Origin of the sequence: Mycobacterium sp. SMC-8 (assembly GCF_025263565.1) — a bacterium.
Lineage (GTDB): Bacteria > Actinomycetota > Actinomycetes > Mycobacteriales > Mycobacteriaceae > Mycobacterium.
In genome coordinates this window covers 2,341,971-2,358,456 of the sequence record NZ_CP079865.1, presented here as the reverse complement: position 1 = coordinate 2,358,456, position 16,486 = coordinate 2,341,971, and the positions used below count along the sequence as shown (strand labels likewise).

Annotated in this window: 21 protein-coding genes; 8 read left to right on the top strand and 13 right to left on the bottom strand. The window is 69.9% G+C overall.

Going from position 1 to position 16,486, the window contains the following annotated elements:
* The first annotated feature begins 2 nt into the window (after positions 1-2).
* The 5 genes from KXD97_RS11535 to KXD97_RS11515 are packed head-to-tail and all read left to right on the top strand — an operon-like array spanning position 3 to position 3,906.
* Positions 3-863: a DUF58 domain-containing protein gene (locus tag KXD97_RS11535; RefSeq protein ID WP_260756897.1), complete on the top strand. Its 861-nt coding sequence runs from the start codon at positions 3-5 to the stop codon at positions 861-863.
* Positions 853-1,326 carry a hypothetical protein gene (locus tag KXD97_RS11530; protein ID WP_260756896.1) on the top strand — a complete coding sequence of 158 codons (474 nt, stop codon included), beginning with the start codon at positions 853-855 and terminating at the stop codon, positions 1,324-1,326. Before KXD97_RS11535 ends, KXD97_RS11530 begins: the two co-directional genes overlap by 11 nt.
* On the top strand, positions 1,317-2,276 hold the full coding sequence (locus tag KXD97_RS11525; RefSeq protein ID WP_260756895.1) for a hypothetical protein: 960 nt from the start codon (positions 1,317-1,319) through the stop codon (positions 2,274-2,276). Before KXD97_RS11530 ends, KXD97_RS11525 begins: the two co-directional genes overlap by 10 nt.
* Positions 2,273-3,193 carry a VWA domain-containing protein gene (locus tag KXD97_RS11520; protein WP_260756894.1) on the top strand — a complete coding sequence of 307 codons (921 nt, stop codon included), beginning with the start codon at positions 2,273-2,275 and terminating at the stop codon, positions 3,191-3,193. The genes KXD97_RS11525 and KXD97_RS11520 overlap by 4 nt, the downstream gene beginning before the upstream one ends.
* Positions 3,190-3,906 (top strand): hypothetical protein, encoded by a 717-nt coding sequence (locus KXD97_RS11515; protein WP_260756893.1) that lies wholly within the window; start codon positions 3,190-3,192, stop codon positions 3,904-3,906. Before KXD97_RS11520 ends, KXD97_RS11515 begins: the two co-directional genes overlap by 4 nt.
* 12 nt (positions 3,907-3,918) lie before the next feature.
* On the opposite strand, the gene KXD97_RS11510 is transcribed toward KXD97_RS11515, so the two are convergent.
* Both KXD97_RS11510 and KXD97_RS11505 read right to left on the bottom strand, forming a co-directional pair.
* Positions 3,919-4,296, bottom strand: a complete 378-nt coding sequence (locus KXD97_RS11510; protein WP_260756892.1) for an ester cyclase — start codon at positions 4,294-4,296, stop codon at positions 3,919-3,921.
* A gap of 112 nt (positions 4,297-4,408) precedes the next feature.
* Positions 4,409-4,747, bottom strand: a complete 339-nt coding sequence (locus KXD97_RS11505; RefSeq protein ID WP_260756891.1) for a DUF4229 domain-containing protein — start codon at positions 4,745-4,747, stop codon at positions 4,409-4,411.
* A gap of 49 nt (positions 4,748-4,796) precedes the next feature.
* Here KXD97_RS11505 and KXD97_RS11500 point away from each other — a divergent pair, with 49 nt between their 5' ends.
* Positions 4,797-4,976 (top strand): hypothetical protein, encoded by a 180-nt coding sequence (locus KXD97_RS11500; protein ID WP_260756889.1) that lies wholly within the window; start codon positions 4,797-4,799, stop codon positions 4,974-4,976.
* Between the two features lie 25 nt (positions 4,977-5,001).
* On the opposite strand, the gene KXD97_RS11495 is transcribed toward KXD97_RS11500, so the two are convergent.
* The 9 genes from KXD97_RS11495 to KXD97_RS11455 all read right to left on the bottom strand — a co-directional run bounded on the left by KXD97_RS11495 (position 5,002) and on the right by KXD97_RS11455 (position 13,948).
* Complete coding sequence (locus KXD97_RS11495; protein ID WP_260756888.1) at positions 5,002-6,054, bottom strand: MinD/ParA family protein; 1,053 nt, start codon at positions 6,052-6,054, stop codon at positions 5,002-5,004.
* 72 nt (positions 6,055-6,126) lie between these two features.
* Positions 6,127-7,101 carry a c-type cytochrome biogenesis protein CcsB gene (gene ccsB / locus KXD97_RS11490; protein ID WP_260756887.1) on the bottom strand — a complete coding sequence of 325 codons (975 nt, stop codon included), beginning with the start codon at positions 7,099-7,101 and terminating at the stop codon, positions 6,127-6,129.
* Between the two features lie 28 nt (positions 7,102-7,129).
* Complete coding sequence (locus tag KXD97_RS11485) at positions 7,130-8,722, bottom strand: cytochrome c biogenesis protein ResB (protein ID WP_260756886.1); 1,593 nt, start codon at positions 8,720-8,722, stop codon at positions 7,130-7,132.
* Entirely contained in the window at positions 8,722-9,510 is a 789-nt protein-coding gene (locus tag KXD97_RS11480; RefSeq protein WP_260756885.1) for a cytochrome c biogenesis CcdA family protein, read from the bottom strand. Before KXD97_RS11480 ends, KXD97_RS11485 begins: the two co-directional genes overlap by 1 nt.
* The gene (locus KXD97_RS11475) at positions 9,507-10,088 is read right to left on the bottom strand and encodes a TlpA disulfide reductase family protein (protein WP_396885383.1); all 582 of its coding nucleotides are present in this window, start codon (positions 10,086-10,088) and stop codon (positions 9,507-9,509) included. Before KXD97_RS11475 ends, KXD97_RS11480 begins: the two co-directional genes overlap by 4 nt.
* A gap of 17 nt (positions 10,089-10,105) precedes the next feature.
* The gene (locus KXD97_RS11470; protein ID WP_260756883.1) at positions 10,106-10,717 is read right to left on the bottom strand and encodes a histidine phosphatase family protein; all 612 of its coding nucleotides are present in this window, start codon (positions 10,715-10,717) and stop codon (positions 10,106-10,108) included.
* Complete coding sequence (gene hemL, locus KXD97_RS11465; protein ID WP_260756882.1) at positions 10,714-12,012, bottom strand: glutamate-1-semialdehyde 2,1-aminomutase; 1,299 nt, start codon at positions 12,010-12,012, stop codon at positions 10,714-10,716. The genes KXD97_RS11470 and hemL overlap by 4 nt, the downstream gene beginning before the upstream one ends.
* A 52-nt stretch (positions 12,013-12,064) precedes the next feature.
* Positions 12,065-12,445: a nitroreductase/quinone reductase family protein gene (locus KXD97_RS11460; protein ID WP_260756881.1), complete on the bottom strand. Its 381-nt coding sequence runs from the start codon at positions 12,443-12,445 to the stop codon at positions 12,065-12,067.
* Between the two features lie 54 nt (positions 12,446-12,499).
* Positions 12,500-13,948 carry a cytosine permease gene (locus KXD97_RS11455; RefSeq protein WP_260756880.1) on the bottom strand — a complete coding sequence of 483 codons (1,449 nt, stop codon included), beginning with the start codon at positions 13,946-13,948 and terminating at the stop codon, positions 12,500-12,502.
* Between the two features lie 133 nt (positions 13,949-14,081).
* Between KXD97_RS11455 and KXD97_RS11450 the strand changes: the two genes are divergently transcribed.
* Together KXD97_RS11450 and KXD97_RS11445 are read left to right on the top strand one after the other, a co-directional pair.
* A complete protein-coding gene (locus tag KXD97_RS11450) occupies positions 14,082-14,228 on the top strand; it encodes a hypothetical protein (RefSeq protein ID WP_260756879.1) in 147 nt (48 codons plus the stop codon).
* A gap of 1 nt (position 14,229) precedes the next feature.
* Complete coding sequence (locus tag KXD97_RS11445) at positions 14,230-14,610, top strand: nitroreductase family deazaflavin-dependent oxidoreductase (RefSeq protein WP_260756878.1); 381 nt, start codon at positions 14,230-14,232, stop codon at positions 14,608-14,610.
* Here the strand turns inward: KXD97_RS11445 and KXD97_RS11440 are convergent, their stop codons facing one another.
* Both KXD97_RS11440 and KXD97_RS11435 read right to left on the bottom strand, forming a co-directional pair.
* Complete coding sequence (locus KXD97_RS11440) at positions 14,611-15,975, bottom strand: cytochrome P450 (protein WP_260756877.1); 1,365 nt, start codon at positions 15,973-15,975, stop codon at positions 14,611-14,613.
* A complete protein-coding gene (locus tag KXD97_RS11435) occupies positions 15,959-16,459 on the bottom strand; it encodes a pyridoxamine 5'-phosphate oxidase family protein (RefSeq protein ID WP_260756876.1) in 501 nt (166 codons plus the stop codon). Before KXD97_RS11435 ends, KXD97_RS11440 begins: the two co-directional genes overlap by 17 nt.
* Positions 16,460-16,486 lie beyond the last annotated feature (27 nt).

The following is a 16,486-nucleotide window of genomic DNA, read 5'->3' as shown; positions in this document are numbered from 1 at the left end:
CGATGGGTAAGCTTCTCAACCGGGCCCGAGCCCAGTTCGGCGCCGACACCCGTGGCCTCCTGCAGGGCGGTCGTCACGCGCTACTGCACACCCGCACACTGGAATTCGACGAACTGCGACCCTACGTACCCGGAGACGACGTCCGCGACATCGACTGGAAGGCATCGGCGCGCTCCGGCGCGGTGCTGATCAAGCGCTTCGTGTCGGAGAAGCACCACAAGATCCTCCTGGTCGCCGACGCGGGCCGCAACATGCACGCTCTCGCGCCGGGGAGAGAACTCAAATGGACTGTGGCGCTGAATGTCCTGGGCGCGTTGGGGATGATCACGCTGGGCCGGGCCGACGAGATCGGGATGGTCTACGGAGATGCCCGCGGCAGCATCCGCGTGCGCCAGCGGCGCGGCGAGAACCACATCGAGAGCATGCTGCAGAACTACCAGGACCACACGGCGCGGCCTGGCCCCAGTGACATCGTGTGCCAGTTGACCTATGTGGCAACGCATTACCGCCATCCGATGTTGGTCGTCGTGGTCTCTGACGAACCGGAGCCCGACGACCGGCTCGGCGACGTGCTGGACCGGCTGACCGGGCGGCACGACCTGATGTGGGCGATGGTCGCCGACCTGCCCGCGGTGGACGCCGAGGACGGCGGCTACGACGTCGCGACGGGCCGCCCGGTGCTCGGCTCCGCCGCGGTGGATCCGCGCGTCGTCACCGCGTACCGCCGCGCCGAGGAGCGGCGAGTCCAGCACCTCGCCGAGTTCATGGCTGCCCGCGCCGTCTCTTATGCGACGATCCCGGGCAGTCGCCAGATCCGCCGGGGTATCACCGAGATGACCAGGGTGTGGTCGCGTGCCGGATGACCTGTTGGAATTCGTCAGCGGGCCGCCCCCCTTCTCGATTCTGTGGCTGTGGCTCGGACTTGTCTTGCTGCTTCTCGTCTTTGGCTGGTACACAGCGGTTTTGATTGCGACGATGCCGTCACAGAGCCTGCGGGGCATCCCCGGGGTGCGTGCGCTGCACGCCAGGGTGCTGCGGCAGCGCTTCGCGCACTCAGCGCGGGCGGTCACCCGGCGCCACCGGGCAGGTGAGCTCTCGACCGAGCAGGCAGGCGCGGCGCTGAGCCGCACGCTGCGCAGTTTCCTGCACCAGGCGACCGGCGTTCCGGCACAGTTCATGCAGCTGCGCGCGGTGGCTGCCGGTGATCTCGCCGCCGCGGCCCCCGTGCTGGAAGCGCTGGGCGAGGCGCAGTTCGACAAGGCGTCGACCGCGGACGTGGGCCGGCTCGGGGAACAGACCGAAGAGCTGATCCGATCGTGGAGCTGACATGGTGGCCGGTGGTGGCCTTCGGGTTCGGCGCCCTGCTGCTGGCCGCCGCTCTGACGGTGCTGGTGCCGGTCCGCCGCGGCCGCGAACGGCAACTGCCGCTGGCCCACACCGCACGGCTGACCGAGCTGCCCGAGTACCGCGCCGTGGTGCGACGGCAGACCCGCGCCGCGACGCTCGCGCTCACGCTCCTCGTCCTGCTGTTCGCGACGACCGTTCTGGCCACGGCCCGTCCGACCGGAACCTTCTGGAATGCGGAGGCTTCGGAACCGCGCGACGACATCATGCTGTGCGCGGGGGCCCCCGCCACCGACGAGGCCACGGCGGGGTTCCTCGACTACTTCGCCCGGCAGGCCACCGGATACGGGTCCGAGCGCATCGGCGCCACGTCGGTGAACCGGCGCCTGGTGCCGCTGACCCGGGACCACCAGTTCGCCGCGGGGCGGCTGGCTGAGTTCTCGCGCGGCGGCCCGGCGGCGCCGCGGTTCGCGGTGCCGGTGGAGTACGACGACTACGCTCCCACAGTCGCCGACGTGCTCGCCCTGTGCCTGACCGGATTCCCGGACTTCCAGCAGCCCGGTGACACCCGGCGGTCGCTGATCTACCTCGGGCCCGGTTCGCTGCGGGCACCCGGTGACGACCGGCCGTCGCTGTTCACCGACGCCCAGGTCACCGACATGGCACGGCGGGCCGGCGTGCAGATCAATGCGATCGCGACCCCGGGCCGCGACACGTCCGCGCTGAGTGCGGCGGCAGCGGCGACCGGAGGGCAGTTCTTCCGGTTCGACGCCGAGGCCGTCGACGGTCAGCTCGACGCGATCCGTGCGGCCCCGCCCGCCGGGCCTCCCGGCGGTGTCGACGCCCGGGTGGACTCCCCTGTCGTCGTCCTGGTGATCGCGCTGGGACTCTCGGCACTGCTGGGTGTGGCGTTGTTGGCGGTGCGGCGATGACGTTCGATCCGGTGCTGCCCCCGCTGGTGTTGGCCGCCGCCGCGGCGGCGCTGATCGTGCTGCGGCTGCTCGGTGTCCGGGCCGCCGCGGGCGCGGGAGGCCGCGCGGTCCTGCGGTGGTCGACCACGACGGTGGCGATGCTGCTGCTGCTACTGGCCGCCGCGCGACCGGTCAGCGCAGCGACCGCCGACACCGACACCGGGCATCCGCGGCCGGGCGGGGCCAACGTCTTCCTCGTGGTCGACCGGTCGGCGGACTCGGCGACCGTCGGCGCCGACGGCACCCCGCGGATGTCGGCGATGCGCGACGACATCGAGCGACTCGTCGACGCGCATCCCGGTGCCCGGTTCGCGCTGATCACGTTCGCCTCGCGGCCCGCCGTCGAGTGGCCGCTGTCTGACGACACCTGGAGTCTGCAACCCGTCGTCGAGACGCTCACCCCGATTCCCGGCCCGAGCGCGGCCGACACAGAGGTCAACGCCGCGGCGGCCGCGAACGTGCTGCGCTACCAGCTGATCGCGGCGGGCCAGCAGTATCCGTCCGCGGAGAACCTCGTCTACTACCTTGGCTCCGGGGCACCGGAATCGACGGCGCCCCAGGGCACGTTCGACACCCCCGCGGTCGACGGCGGAGCCGTGCTCGGCTACGGGACCGGACGCGGCGAGGCCACGCTGCGTGACATCGCCGGCCGGTTGGGGGTGTCTTACGTCCAGCGTGGCGGCGGGGACCCGCTGCCCGCGGCCGTCGCGCCGACGGACTCCGCGGCGGCGCCGTCCGAGGCCGCCGACAGTCCCGGACGGGTCGAGTACTACTGGGTGCTCACCCTGCTGGCCGGCCTGCTCCTGCTCGCGGAGATCTTCCTGACCGCCCGGGACCTGCTGCGCGCCAGGGCCACGCGCCGGGAGGTACTGCAGTGACGCGCACGCCGGCCCGGATTCGCCTGCGGAGACGCCTGCTGCTGGCGTCGGCGCCTATCGCGCTGGCCGCGATCGTCGTCGCCGTGAAGTTGATCTCGGTGGTGGTGGTCGGCGGTTCGGCGCAACAGCACTACGCGAGCGGGGACATCGGCGCGCTGCGCCAGGACGTGTCGCTGCTGCGGGTGTTCGACGTCGTCGAACCCGGCACCACCGCGTTCGCCGCCGGCGGGCTCGCGGTGCTCGAAGACCGGCTCGACGTCGCGGACACCGAGTTCTCCGCGGCGCTGGCGCGCACCGAGCCGGGCCGATCGTGCGCGGTGCGAGTGAACCTCGCGTTGGTGCGCGAACGGCAGGGCGACATCGACGCGTGGGAGGCGCGCCCGGAGGTGGCGCGGCAGCGGTATACCAGCGCGCTGACCGTGATCGCGGACGCGCCTGCAAACTGCTTCGACGGCAACGACGACCCCGATCGGGAGCGCCGCGCCATCCGCGAGGACGCCGACGAGCGGATCACCGCCAAGATCGAGGCTCTCGGCTCGGTGGCACCCCTCGCACCACCGGTGCCGCCTCCCGCTGCCGTCACCGTCGCCCCACCCGCGCCGCCGATCACGGCGCCCGACGTGGCCGGTCCGACGGGAGAACGTCGCCTCGACCGTGGCGGCGATCCGCTCGAAGCCCTGCGGCAACTGCTGCGCGACGCCGCTACCCAGTGACCGTCAAGCCCGTCAGGCCCTCGAGGTGCCGTTCCAGTACTCGACGATCCTGCCGTTGGCCACCCGCAGCAGGTCGTTGCCGGTGAAACGCGCCGGTCCGTCCCGCCCCGAACCGGTGGCGATCCACCGCGCCGCGACCAGGTCGCCGTCGGTGATCGGACCGACCTCCACCACGAACAGCAGTTCTTTGAGCGCGGCGCGGGTCTCGTCGACCATGGCCTGCAGTTCGTCCGGCCCGTGGACGTCCCTGGTCGGCCAATGGCCCACGAAGTCGGGTGACACCAGCTCCGCGGCGATGCTCTCGCCGGCCCACAGCTCCCGGATCCACCGCTGGTACAACCGCTGTCCGACCATGACCTTGGGGCTACTGATACCTCTGTGGCTCGTCATGCCCCCAGGACGGGTCATGACCTGCGGATTGTTCATGACATTTCTGTTACCCGCGTTCGGGCACAGCTAAGCCCACGAATTCACCGTGACGTTACGTTCTCGACGCGCAGCGTCAGGTGTCGGTCTTGCCGTCGCGACCGGCGGGCCGGCCATCGACGCCTCCGCGCAGCCGCGACTGCAGCTGCTCCCTGTCACGGCGCCGCCGTTCGTCCCACACCGCGATGCTCTCGTTGGCACGCCGCCTCAGCGGCGTGAACACCCAGATTCCCACCGGCAACCCGATCACGATCGCGAACAACAGCGCGACCACGACGGGGAATTCACGGATGCCGGCCAGGTGCCCGACACCGAGAATGGCCGCCGTCAGCGCGACGACGAGCACCAGCCGTGCGGCGGTGTAAGCCAGCACATCAACAATGAGCCGCGAGGTCGGGCGTGGGTCCTTCGACACGAAAGCGAGCCTACCGACGGCGCGTATATTGACAGGAAGGAGGTTTTGAGTGGCGTATTTGCTCCTGATGCTCGTTTTGGCCGCACTGGTCTACGTGGGCTGGCGGGTGAGCCGGATGAACGCGAACCGACCGCGGCACCGGGTGATCGGACCGGACGACGATCCGGAATTCCTGCGACGGATCAATCCGCGCGACGACCAGCCGCGTCCCGACCAGCCCCGGCCTTGACACTGATCGACGTTCGGTCCGACCGCTAACCCACCGGGTCGGCGCGCCGCGCCCGCGGGAAGCCCTCGGCGACCACTGCGGCCAACTCCAGCAACGATTCCCGGGTGTCCCCGCGCAGCCGCTCCAGGCTGATCTCGGCGCCCTCCTCCAGATGTGGGTCGAACGGCACCTGACACACCGCGCGGCACCGCCGGGCGAAATGATCCACGACCTTGTTCAGGTCCACCTTCGAGGCGCCACGCTTCGACCCGCGCCGCACGCCGTTGATGACGGCGATCGAGTTGCGCACCATGTCCTCGTGGCCATGCGCGTCCAGCCAGTCCAGCGTCGCGGATGCGCTACGTGCCCCGTCGACCGAACCGGAGCTGATCACCACCAGCACGTCGGCCTTCTCGATGACCCCTGACATCGCCGAGTGCAGCATGCCGGTGCCGCAGTCGGTCAGCACCACGCTGTAGAAGCGCTCGAGCACGTCGACCGCGCGGCAGTAGTCGGCGGCGCTGAACGCCTCCGACACCGCAGGATCGCTCTCCGAGGCCAGGACTTCCAATCGGCTCGGCCCCTGCGAGGTGTAATGCCGCACGTCGCTGTAGGAGGCGATCCCTTCGGCGTCGCGCAACAGATGGCGCACGGTGGCCGAGGTCTCGACCGGCACCTTCTGGCTCAGGGTGCCCCGATCGGGGTTGGCGTCCACCGCGATCACCCGGTCGCCGCGGGTGGTGGCGAACGTCGCACCGAGCGTTGCGGTGATCGTGGTCTTGCCGACACCACCCTTCTGCGACAGCATCGCGATGCGGTAGCAGCCCCGCAGCGGCTGTTGCACCTGCGCGACAAGGCTGTTGCGGCGCAGCACTTTCGGGTTCTCCCCGACGTCGATCAGCTTGCCCGAGCCCCAGTACAGCCACTTGCGCCAGCCCGAGGACGGGCCGCGGTTCGCGTGGCCCAGCAGCGCGACGGTCGACAGATCCAGATACGGCGCCGGGTCGGCGGCGACAACCGGCGGCGGGTCGGCGGCGACGACCGGCGGCGTCCCCTCGGGCGGGGTCGGCGCCGTCCATTCGGCGGGAACTGGCGCCATGGGATCGGAAAACCGTTGCTGTGCCCGAAAACTCCCCGGCGCGTCCACCAACAGTCAGTACCCTCTCCCGGCTCAGCCGACGCCCGCATACGAGTGCAGGCCCACCGTCACCAGATTGATGAAGAACAGGTTGAACACCATCGCGACGAACCCGACGATGTTGATCCAGGCCGCTTTTCTGTCCCGCCAACCGGCGGTCGAGCGGGCGTGCAGGTAGGCCGCGTAGACGACCCACGCGATGAACGACACCGTCTCCTTGGGATCCCAGCCCCAATAGCGGCCCCACGCCTCCTCGGCCCAGATCGCCCCGAAGATCACCCCGAACCCGAACACCGGGAAGGCGAAGATCGTGGTCCGGTAGGCGATCCGGTCCAATGTCTGGGCGTCCGGCAGCTTGGCCACGATCCGCCCGATCGCGTCGGCGCGGTCGGGGTCGCCCAGCCGCGACATCTTCAGCAGGAACAGGATGCTGGCCACGCCGGCCACCAGGAACACCCCGGAACCCAGGCTGACCACGGACACGTGGATCGGCAGCCAGTAGGACTGCAGCGCAGGCATCACCGGTGCCGCGTGCGAGTACAGCCACTTGCCGGACACGGTCAGCAGGATGAGCACCGGGACGAGCACGAACACCCACAGCGAGCGGTATTGCGGGCGGCGCAGCACCCAGGCCGCGGCCACCAGACCGCAGAAGCTGGTCAGGTTGATGAACTCGTACATGTTGCCCCACGGCACCCGTGAGGTGGACAGTCCGCGCAGCACGATGCAGGCCAGCAGCAGCGCGATCCCGACGTAGACCAGCGCCACCCCGGAGGTGCCCAGCCGCTCGTCGAACGGACGCCGCGGCGCGTCGATGACGACGCCGGGGGCCGCGCTGTCGCGGCCCACGCCTCCGGCGGTGACCAGCTCGCGACTCTCGGCCTTGCGGCTGCGGCTGTAGGACAGCTCCACGGCGAGCAGGAGCAGCGCCGCGAGCAACACCAGCACCGAGGACGTGAACGCCCAATCGGAGTACCGGGCCAGCCCGATGTCGATGCTCGTACTCACAGCCGCCTCATTCGCTCGCGAGCTTCACTCATGCGCGCTCCGCCTCCTCTTCCCGTGCCGGCGCGGTAGTCCCGGTGCCCTCCACGGCAGTGAGAACCCGCGCCGTCAGCCGTTCGAACTCGTCGCCCCACCCGGAGTTGTCGGTGCGGGCCAGGCCGCCCAGCTCGACGTTCACCGTACCCGCCGGTCCGTCGGTGATCCGCACCCAGACGCGGCGCCGGCGTATGACCAGCGAGACCAGCAGCCCGCCCATCATCGTCATCGAGAACACCAGCACCCAGATCTGGGCGGGGTCGTGGGAGACCTGCAGGTTGACGAACGGGACCGCGCCGTCGAAGCGGATCACGGTGCCGTCTTCCAGGCGGGTGTCCTCGCCGGCCTGGAGGTTGACGCGCGCCATCTTCGTCAGCCGGCCCTGGCCGATCATCCGCTCGTCCAGGGTGAACAGCGACTGGGGCCGGCCGGTGTCCAGACCCGTGTCGCCCTTGTAGATGTCGATGGCGACAGCCGGGTCGTTCATCTCGGGGAAGCGGGATGACAGCAGGGTGCCGTCGAGTTGCGCGGTCGGCGCGAACAGGCCCTGGATCGCGATCTGGCTGCGGCGGCGCTGCAGTTCGTCGGCGTAGGTGCCGCCGGGCGGATCGAAACGCATCGCCCCCGACGACAGGAACGTGATCTGGTCCTCCGGGCGCCACTGCAGAGTCTGCGTGCGGCTCTGCCCGTCCGGGAAGGTCACGGTGAACGTCGGCGCGTAGCCGTGGCCCTGCAGATAGACGCGGTCACCGCCGACCCGGAGCGGCTCGTTGACCTTCAGCAGGTACGGCCGCCAGGTTCCGGTGTCCAGATCGTCGCCGGCCTGGTATTCGATGTTGGCCTGGAAGCCGACTGCCTGCCCGTTCTCCAGGTAGGTGGCCTCGAAGTCATTGACCCGCACGCACATCGGGTACAGCGAGGTGCCGTCGACGGTGTTGCCCGCGCGGAAGGAGTCGAACGCGGCCGGGGATGCCGAGCAGAAGCCGGGGCCGCCGTTGGCGACGACGATGACGTTGCCCTCGTAGCTGAACATCTTTCCAGCGGCGATCGCGACGAGCAGGCCCAGCAGCGAGAAGTGGAAGACGATGTTGCCGAACTCGCGCAGGTAGCCCTTCTCGGCGGAGACCTCTGTCGCGTCGCCGTCGCGACGGGTGGTGCGACGCCAGCCGCGCAGCTCGCCCTCCACGGCGGCCGCCGCGGCTTCGGCGTCGGCGGCGGGGACCTCCGCGCTGTGGTGCTTGGGTAGTCGGCCGAGGTTGCGCGGCGCCGCCACCGGGGTGGCGCGCAGGCTGCGGACGTGCTCGACCATGCGGGGGGTCAGACAACCCACCAGCGAGACGAACAGCAGCACGTAGATCGCGGTGAACCAGAAGCTGGAGAACACATCGAAGGCCTGCAGCCGGTCCAGCAACGGGCCCAGGGTCGGGCGTTCGGCGATGTACTCGGCGACCTTGGCCTCGTTGAGGTTGCGCTGCGGCAGCAGCGCGCCGGGGATCGCCGCGAGAGCGAGCAGGAACAGCAGCACCAGCGCGGTGCCCATCGACGTCAGGGTCCGCCAGGTGTTGCGGATCAGGGCCAGGAGTCGCATCAGATCGGCAGCCTGACGTCGCTGACGAACGCGTCGCGCACCCAGGACACGAACTCGTTCCACAAACCGGTGACCAGTGCGGTGCCGACCAGGATCATCAGCACCCCGCCGAGCACCTGGATGGTGCGGGTGTGCCGGCGCAGCCAGCCCAGCCCCGCCACCGCGCGCTCCGACCCGAAGGCCAGCAGCACGAACGGAATTCCCAGCCCCAGGCAGTACGCCACAACGAGCACCACCCCACGCGCGACGTTGCTGCCCTCGGTCGCCGACGCCACCGCGATCACACCGGTCAGCGTCGGGCCCAGGCACGGGGTCCAGCCGAGTGCGAACACCGCGCCGAGCAGCGGCGCCCCGCCGAGCGTGGAGATCTGGCGCGGCGTGATCCGCGTGTCACGCTGCAGCACCGGCACCAGGCCGATGAACACCAGACCCATCAGAATCGTGACCACCCCGCCGAGGCGTTGCAGCAGAAGCTGATTGGTGATCAACGTCGTCGTCATCCCGAGCACGGCGACCGTGCCGAGCAGGAACACCACCGTGAATCCCGCCACGAACAGTCCCGCCGCGCCGGCGACCCGCAACCGCGCGCCCTGGATCGTCGTCTGGCCGGCGGCTCCGCCCGGTCGGTCATCGACCCCGACCACCGCCGCGAGGTAGGACAGGTAGCCGGGCACCAGCGGGATCACGCACGGCGAGGCGAACGACACCAGGCCGGCCAGCGCGGCCAGTCCCATGGCCAGCAGCAGCGGGCCGCTGGTGGTCAACTGATCGATCTGGTCTAGGTTCATCGTTCCGCCGCCAACCGCTCGACGATGGGCTGCAGGTCCTCGGCGAGCAACTCGCGAAGAAACACCGCCGCCACCCGGTGCTCCCGGTCCAGCACCACCGTCGACGGGATCACCGTGGTGGGATAGCGCCCGCCGAACGCGATCATCGTGCGCATCGGCGGGTCGTAGATCGACGGGAAGGTCACTCCGCGGTCGATGATGAAATCCCGTGGGGCGTCGATGTTGTTGTCGCGCACGTCGATACCGAGGAACGCCACCCCCTGGTCCCGGGTCGCCTCATACACCTTCTGCAGCTGGGTGATCTCGGTGCGGCATGGGCCGCACCACTGTCCCCACACGTTGATCACCACTACCTTGCCCGCGAAATCGTCCAGCGAGATGGTCTTGTCGGGATCCATCAGATCCGGGCCGGACAGCGGTCCCGGCGTGCCGCGGTCGCCGGGCGGGTCGTAGAAGATGTCGGTCTGACCGCCCGGGGCGACGAATTCGAAGCTGCCGCCCTGGGCGACGGCATCACTGCCGGTGGCGCATCCGGCGAGCACAGCGGTTGCCGCGCACGCTGCGAACAGCGCACGCATCAGGGCCACCACCCGGTTCACCGCCCGGCCAACTCCGCATACCCCCAGCCGACACAGGTGGCGCCGTGAAAATAGAACGACGTGACCGACGCCAGGTTGCACATCCGCCGGGTCGGGAAATGGTGCAGCGGACGGTCGGTCATCGCGCGGCGCAGCGTCTCGACGGGAAGCTGATGGCTCACGCACACCGCCTCGTGGCCGTCGGCGGCCTCCCTGGCCCGGAACACCGCGCGCTTCATCCGAGTGGCGATCTCGGTGTAGGGCTCCCCCCAGGACGGCAGGCGCGGGTTGCGCAGGTGCCACCAATTACGCGGATCGCGCAGCGCCCCGTCGCCAGGGGAAACTCGCTGCCCCTGGAAGACATTCGTCGACTCGATCAACTCCTCGTCGGTGTTGATCTGCAGTTCGTGGCGGGCGGCGATGGGTGCGGCGGTCTCCTGCGCGCGTTCCAGCGGAGACGCCACGACGTGGGTGATGTCACGGGAGGCCAACCAGTCCGCGACCGCGTTCGCCTGCGCCCGGCCCCGGTCGGACAGGTGATAGTCGGGCAGCCGGCCGTAAAGGATCTTTTCGGGGTTGTGCACCTCGCCGTGGCGCATCACATGCACCACCGTGTGATTGGTCGTCATGCGGTGGCCTGCGCGGCCGCACGCGCCGCACCCGGCAGGGCGGCGGCGATCTTGTCGAACGCGTCGTCGTCGAGAGCCGTTGAAACGAACCAGGTTTCGTATGCACTCGGCGGCGGGTAGACGCCCGCGTCGAGGAGGCCGTGGAAGAACGCCGGGAAGCGCCACGTCTCGGTGGCCCGCGCGGCGGCGAAGTCGGTCACCGGCTCGGCGCCGAAGAACACGCTGAACATGTTGCCCGCCCGCGGGATCTGGTGCGCCACACCGGCTTTGGTGAGCGCATCACCGATCAGGCCGACCAGCCGGTCGGCGTTGGCGTCCAGCGCGGCGTAGGCGGCGTCGTCGGCAGCGCGCAGTGTGGCCAGCCCGGCAGCCATCGCAACCGGGTTACCGGACAGCGTGCCCGCCTGGTACACCGGGCCCAGCGGGGCCAGCCGGTTCATCACCTCGGCGCGGCCGCCGAACGCCGCGGCCGGCAGCCCGCCGCTCATCACCTTGCCGAAGGTGAACAGGTCGGCGTCCACCGGATCGACGCCGTACCAGCCGGCGCGGCTCACCCGGAAGCCCGTCATCACCTCGTCGAGGATGAGCAGCGCGCCGTGGGCGGCGGTGATGCGGCGCAGTTCGGCGTTGAACCCGGGCAGCGGCGGCACGGTGCCCATGTTGCCGGGGCTGGCCTCGGTGATCACGCAGGCGATCTCGGCGCCGAAGCGGGCGAACACCTCCTCGACCGCGGGCACGTTGTTGTACGGCAGCACGATGGTGTCGGCGGCTGCCGCGCCCGTCACCCCTGGAGACGACGGCAGGCCCAGGGTGGCGACCCCCGATCCGGCGTCGGCGAGCAGGGCGTCGCTGTGGCCGTGATAACAGCCGGAGAACTTCACGATCTTGGCGCGGCCGGTGAAGCCGCGGGCCAGCCGGATCGCGCTCATGGTGGCCTCGGTGCCGGAGTTGACCAGCCGGAGCAGTTCGACCGGAGCCACGCGGTCGATGATCTCGCGGGCCAGTTCGGACTCCGACGGGGTCGGGGCGCCGAACGACAGCCCGTCGGCGGCCACCCGCTGCACCGCCTCGACGACGGCAGGGTGGGCGTGGCCGAGGATCATCGGGCCCCATGAACACACCAGGTCCACGTAGCGGTTGCCGTCGGCATCGGTCAGCCAGCACCCCTTGGCCGATGTGATGAACCGCGGCGTGCCGCCGACGGAGCTGAAGGCCCGCACCGGCGAGTTGACCCCGCCGGGGATCACCGAGGACGCGTCGGCGAACAACTTCGCGGACAGGTCGGTACTGCTCATGCCGACCAGTGTCGCAGCCGCGCCGAAATCGTCCAACTACAGGGTGTAGTGGTCATCCCGCCGGGGTGAGGGCGAACACAGGATGGTCGGCGTCTGCGGGCAGGCGCCGCCAGTAGCCCTGCACGGCCTTACCCGCCTGCGGGCGATAGACCGCCAGGATGGGCGCCCGCTGCTCCACCGGGATCTCGGTGGCCAGAAACGCCGCACCATCCAGCGTCACCTGCGGATGCGCCCGGACGTTCTTCACCCAGTCCGACTCACCCCGCGTGGATACCAGGTACTTGACGCCGCCGACCTCGGGCACCACCACCGGGATGCGGTGGGGCCGGCCACTGCGCCGCCCGGTCACCGTCAGCGTCTGCCCCACCCCGAAGGCCATCGCGAAGCGGTTGAAGATGCGCCTCGTGAACCAGGGAGGCTTCAAGTAAGCCACGACACACGAGTCTGCTCGTCGATGCCCATGCGCCGCAATGGCCGGAGGCTCAGTTCAGCCAGCGGTCACCCGCGCCCGACGGGCCCGCGGGATCTCCAGCGCGGCGTACAGCGTCCCGGCGGCCAGACCGCCGGCGAGCCAGGACAGGTCCACACCGCCCAGCGCGGTGGCGATCGGGCCCTGCATCACCGGCACCATCCCGTACATGAACAGCCAGGTGAAGACGATGCCGACCGCGAGGGAGATCAGCGCGCTGGGACGCACGACAGGCAACGCGGATTCCCCCGGCGGCGCGAGCAGCGCCTCGGCGTCGACCTGCCGGCGGGCCACCGCGAACCAGTGCACCAGCATCACCGCCGCCCACGGGGCGAGCCAGCCGACGATCCCGACGAGCCAGGCGTCGATGGTGTGCGCGAAGTCCCCGCTGAGCACGAAATACACCACACACGCCATGGCGACCACGCCGATCACGACGTTGAGCACCCGGCGGTTGACCCGGATGTCGAGCGCCTGCGTGGAGACCGCGCAGGTGTAGATGTTGAGAATGTTGGTGGCCAGCGGGCCGTGCACCACCAGCAGCAGCACCGGGATCGCCAGCACGCCGTAGGCGTCGACGATGATCTCGCCCGGGTCCGACGACGTGCTCAGGGTCGCCAGGGTGGCGCCCAGCGCGCCCAGCCACACCACCGGGATGAACTGACCCAGCGCGCTCGCGGCGAAGAGCTTGCGGGCCGGCACCGACGTCGACACGAACCGCGAGTAGTCGGCGGCATAGCCCAACCAGGTGATGCCCCAACCGATTCCGATCGCGGTCATGACCGCGGTGATCGCGGCGAGATGCTCGGCCGGCGTCAGCGCGGCATCGCCGGCGTAGCCCCAGTCGACGTCGAGACCGATCCAGGCCACCCCGGTCATGGCGACCAGCACAGCGACCGTCGGCGGCACCGGCCAGCGCTCGAACGCCGCGATCACCCGGTAGCCGAACCACGCGATGACCACCTGGATGCTCATGATGACGCCGGCCACGATGATGCGTGCGGCGTTGTTGCTCTGACCGGGATCGACCAGGCCGATGCGACCGAGCAGCGCCATCACCAGATCGAGCACGATCCAGGTGTTCACGGCGCACCACCCGATACAGACCAGCGCCTGCACGGCGGCGGGGACGTAGGCGCCCCGGCGGCCGAATACCGCGCGCGCCAGCACCATTCCGGTGACGCCGGTGCGCTGTCCGATCACGACGAAGATCCCGAACAGCGACATGCCGATCGCGTTGCCGACCGCCAGCACCAGGATCGTCTCGACCAGCCCGAGACCCATCGTCACGCCGAGCGCGCCGAGGATCCAGTTGATCGGGGCGATATTGGCCCCCGCCCAGATCCAGAACTGGCCGCGCAGGTCGGTGGTCTTCGCCGATTCCGGGATGACGGTCAGCTCGGCTTCCAGGTCGTGCTGCCCGTGTGGCGGACCCGGCGGCGCGGGCGCGGTGTCGACTGAGGTCATGGCGACTTCCTGATTCATCGGAGGGGTCGAGTCGCGCCACGCTGCGCCGGTGGATTCATGCTGAGCTCACTTCGATATCCCGGTCCGTGTACCGAACCTCAGCAGCTTCTCCACACTGCTGTGAGTTTCGTCCATGGATCCGGAGTCCGCATCTTTGAGCCTGCTGGTCAGCTTCTTACCCGTGTGGATTCGCCGGCCGACGTCGGCGCTGCGGGGCCGGCCGTGGAGCGGCGCCGGGGTCGCGGTGGAAATCGCCGCCGCGCAAGGAGGATCATGGTGACATGCAGTTGCCGCAGTGGCTGGCGCGGTTCAACCGGCACGTCACCAACCCCATCCAGCGGATGTGGGCGGGCTGGGCGCCGACGATGGGAATTCTCGAACACACCGGACGCCGCTCCGGCCGCCGTTGCCGCACCCCGCTGACGGTGTTCTCGACCGCCGACGGCGTCGCCATCCTGCTCACCTACGGCCCCGACCGGGACTGGCTGAAGAACATCGTCGCTGCCGGCGGCGGCACCATGCGCCGCCACGGCCGATCGTTTGCGGTGGTGAATCCGCGGGTGATGACGAAGGTCGAGGCGGCCCCGTCGGTGACCGGCGTGATGCGGCCGGTGTTCGGGCTGCTGCCGTTCGAACAGGCGGTGCTGCTCGACCGGGGTTGATCAGCGACGCGGGGTGATGCGCGCCCTGATCGGCCCCTTGGCGACCGTGGTCAACGGCACCTCGCACTCGAAATCGTCATCGAGCGACTCGATCCGGCAGGCGCGGACCACGGTGGCGAGCGCCAGCGTGGTCTCCAGCCGGGCGAAGTGCTCACCGATACAGGGGCGTCCCCCGCCGAGGAACGGCAGGAACTGCCAGCGGTCGCGGGCCTTGACGTTCTCCGGGCTGAACCTGTCCGGGTCGAAGGCCATCGGATCCGGCCACAGGGCCGGGTCGTGGTGCAGCCCGTAGAGCCCGAGGGCGACCAGGCTGCCGGCCTCCACCCGGTAGCCGTCGACCGCGATGTCGCTGGTCACCAGCCGCGCTACGCCGGCGGCGGGCGGGCACAACCGCACCGCCTCGTGCAGCACCTGAACGGTGTATCCCAACGCCGGCACGTCGTCGGGCGTCAGTTCGCGGTCACCGATCGCGGCGGCCTCCGCCGCGACACGATCCTGGATCTCGGGATGGTGGCCGAGCACCCACAGCGCGTAGGTCAGCGCCGTCGCGGTGGTGTCGTGGCCGGCCAGCATGAAGATCAGCAGGTCGTTGGAGATCTCTTCGTCGGACAGCGGACGGCCCGTCTCCGGGTCGGTGGCCGCGATCAGCGCCTGCACCAGCGGTGCGTCCCGCTGCGGGTCGTGCCGGCACGCCCTGACCATCTCGTCGGTGATCGCGCGCATCGCGTTCACCGCCGAACGGGCCCGCCGACGCGCCGGGGTGGCCAGCCAGCGCGGTGCCCGCACCGGCCGCAACGCGCGGTCGGCGGTGTAGGAGGAGGCCACATGCATGCATCGCGCAATGGTCTCGCCGCGTTCGTTCAGGTCGACGCCCAGCACCGACCGGCCCAGCGACTGCATGGCGACGCTGCGGCACTCGGCGTCGAGGTCGACCTCGCCGCCGGCGGGCCATCGGTCGACGAACGCCTGTGCGGCCGTGGACATGTGACCGCCGAAGGTGCGCACGCTGAATTTGGTGAACACCGGCGCCAGTGCCCGCTTGCGGGGCCGCCACTGTTCGTTCGGCAACACCCACAGGCTGTCGCCTGCCGTCTGTCGGACCTCGTCGTGGATGATGCAGCGATCCGAGGAGGCGTCGTTGCGCCCCAACACATCCCGCATCCCGGTCGGTGACATCACCGCCACGATCGGCGGCACCAGTTTCCTCGGGCCCAGCTGAATGCGGGTGATCGGACCGCCGGCGTCGCGGATCACCTCCTGGCCGGTGTCGAGCCGCCGGACCAGCTGCGCCAGCTTCCACAGCGGCAGCGGATTGCGCGGGACCAGCGGTAAGCCGGCGACGGCGGTGTCAGTTTCTGCGACCACTGCGATCACTCCACAGCAGCGGGGCACCTCGGCCCTGAGTCATCACGGTGCCGGGCATCACCCGCAACCGGTACGGCGCCAGCCGCAGCACGGCGAAATCGGCGCAGGTCGGGCCGTCGGTCCACATCGGGATGATGGCCGGGTCGTATCCGACCGGAGCCGGCGCCGTCGCGAACTTCTGCCACACCGCGGAGCGGGTGTCGTCGTCGGTGTACCACTCGGTGAGGCACTCGGCCGAGCACGTGTCGTGGTTGGTGGTCCAGTAGCTCACCGACACCTCGCGGTGGGCGGACAGATGGGCGCGCTTGATCGGTGTCGGCACCGTCGCGATCCAGCCGAACAAGTCTGTGCCGTCCCACTCCCAGAGGGGATGCAGGATGCGGGTGCGAGGTTTGCCGTCGTCGTCGACGGTGGCCACCGACGCCCAGACGATCGAGTGCGCCATCTCGACGAAGGCGGGGGCGATCTGATCGAGAGGTGTCACAGCAGTCAGATTAGGCAAGCGGTCTTT

Excerpts from the sequence above, each read along its gene's own strand:
- KXD97_RS11535 (WP_260756897.1), top strand. The coding sequence starts at position 3 with ATGGGTAAGCTTCTCAACCGGGCCCGAGCCCAGTTCGGCGCCGACACC.
- KXD97_RS11520 (WP_260756894.1), top strand. The coding sequence starts at position 2,273 with ATGACGTTCGATCCGGTGCTGCCCCCGCTGGTGTTGGCCGCCGCCGCG.
- KXD97_RS11510 (WP_260756892.1), bottom strand. The coding sequence starts at position 4,296 with ATGACGAGCCACAGAGGTATCAGTAGCCCCAAGGTCATGGTCGGACAG.
- KXD97_RS11495 (WP_260756888.1), bottom strand. The coding sequence starts at position 6,054 with ATGGCGCCAGTTCCCGCCGAATGGACGGCGCCGACCCCGCCCGAGGGG.
- KXD97_RS11485 (WP_260756886.1), bottom strand. The coding sequence starts at position 8,722 with ATGCGACTCCTGGCCCTGATCCGCAACACCTGGCGGACCCTGACGTCG.
- KXD97_RS11480 (WP_260756885.1), bottom strand. The coding sequence starts at position 9,510 with ATGAACCTAGACCAGATCGATCAGTTGACCACCAGCGGCCCGCTGCTG.
- KXD97_RS11475 (WP_396885383.1), bottom strand. The coding sequence starts at position 10,088 with ATGCGTGCGCTGTTCGCAGCGTGCGCGGCAACCGCTGTGCTCGCCGGA.
- KXD97_RS11470 (WP_260756883.1), bottom strand. The coding sequence starts at position 10,717 with ATGACGACCAATCACACGGTGGTGCATGTGATGCGCCACGGCGAGGTG.
- hemL (WP_260756882.1), bottom strand. The coding sequence starts at position 12,012 with ATGAGCAGTACCGACCTGTCCGCGAAGTTGTTCGCCGACGCGTCCTCG.
- KXD97_RS11455 (WP_260756880.1), bottom strand. The coding sequence starts at position 13,948 with ATGACCTCAGTCGACACCGCGCCCGCGCCGCCGGGTCCGCCACACGGG.
- KXD97_RS11450 (WP_260756879.1), top strand. The coding sequence starts at position 14,082 with ATGGATCCGGAGTCCGCATCTTTGAGCCTGCTGGTCAGCTTCTTACCC.
- KXD97_RS11445 (WP_260756878.1), top strand. The coding sequence starts at position 14,230 with ATGCAGTTGCCGCAGTGGCTGGCGCGGTTCAACCGGCACGTCACCAAC.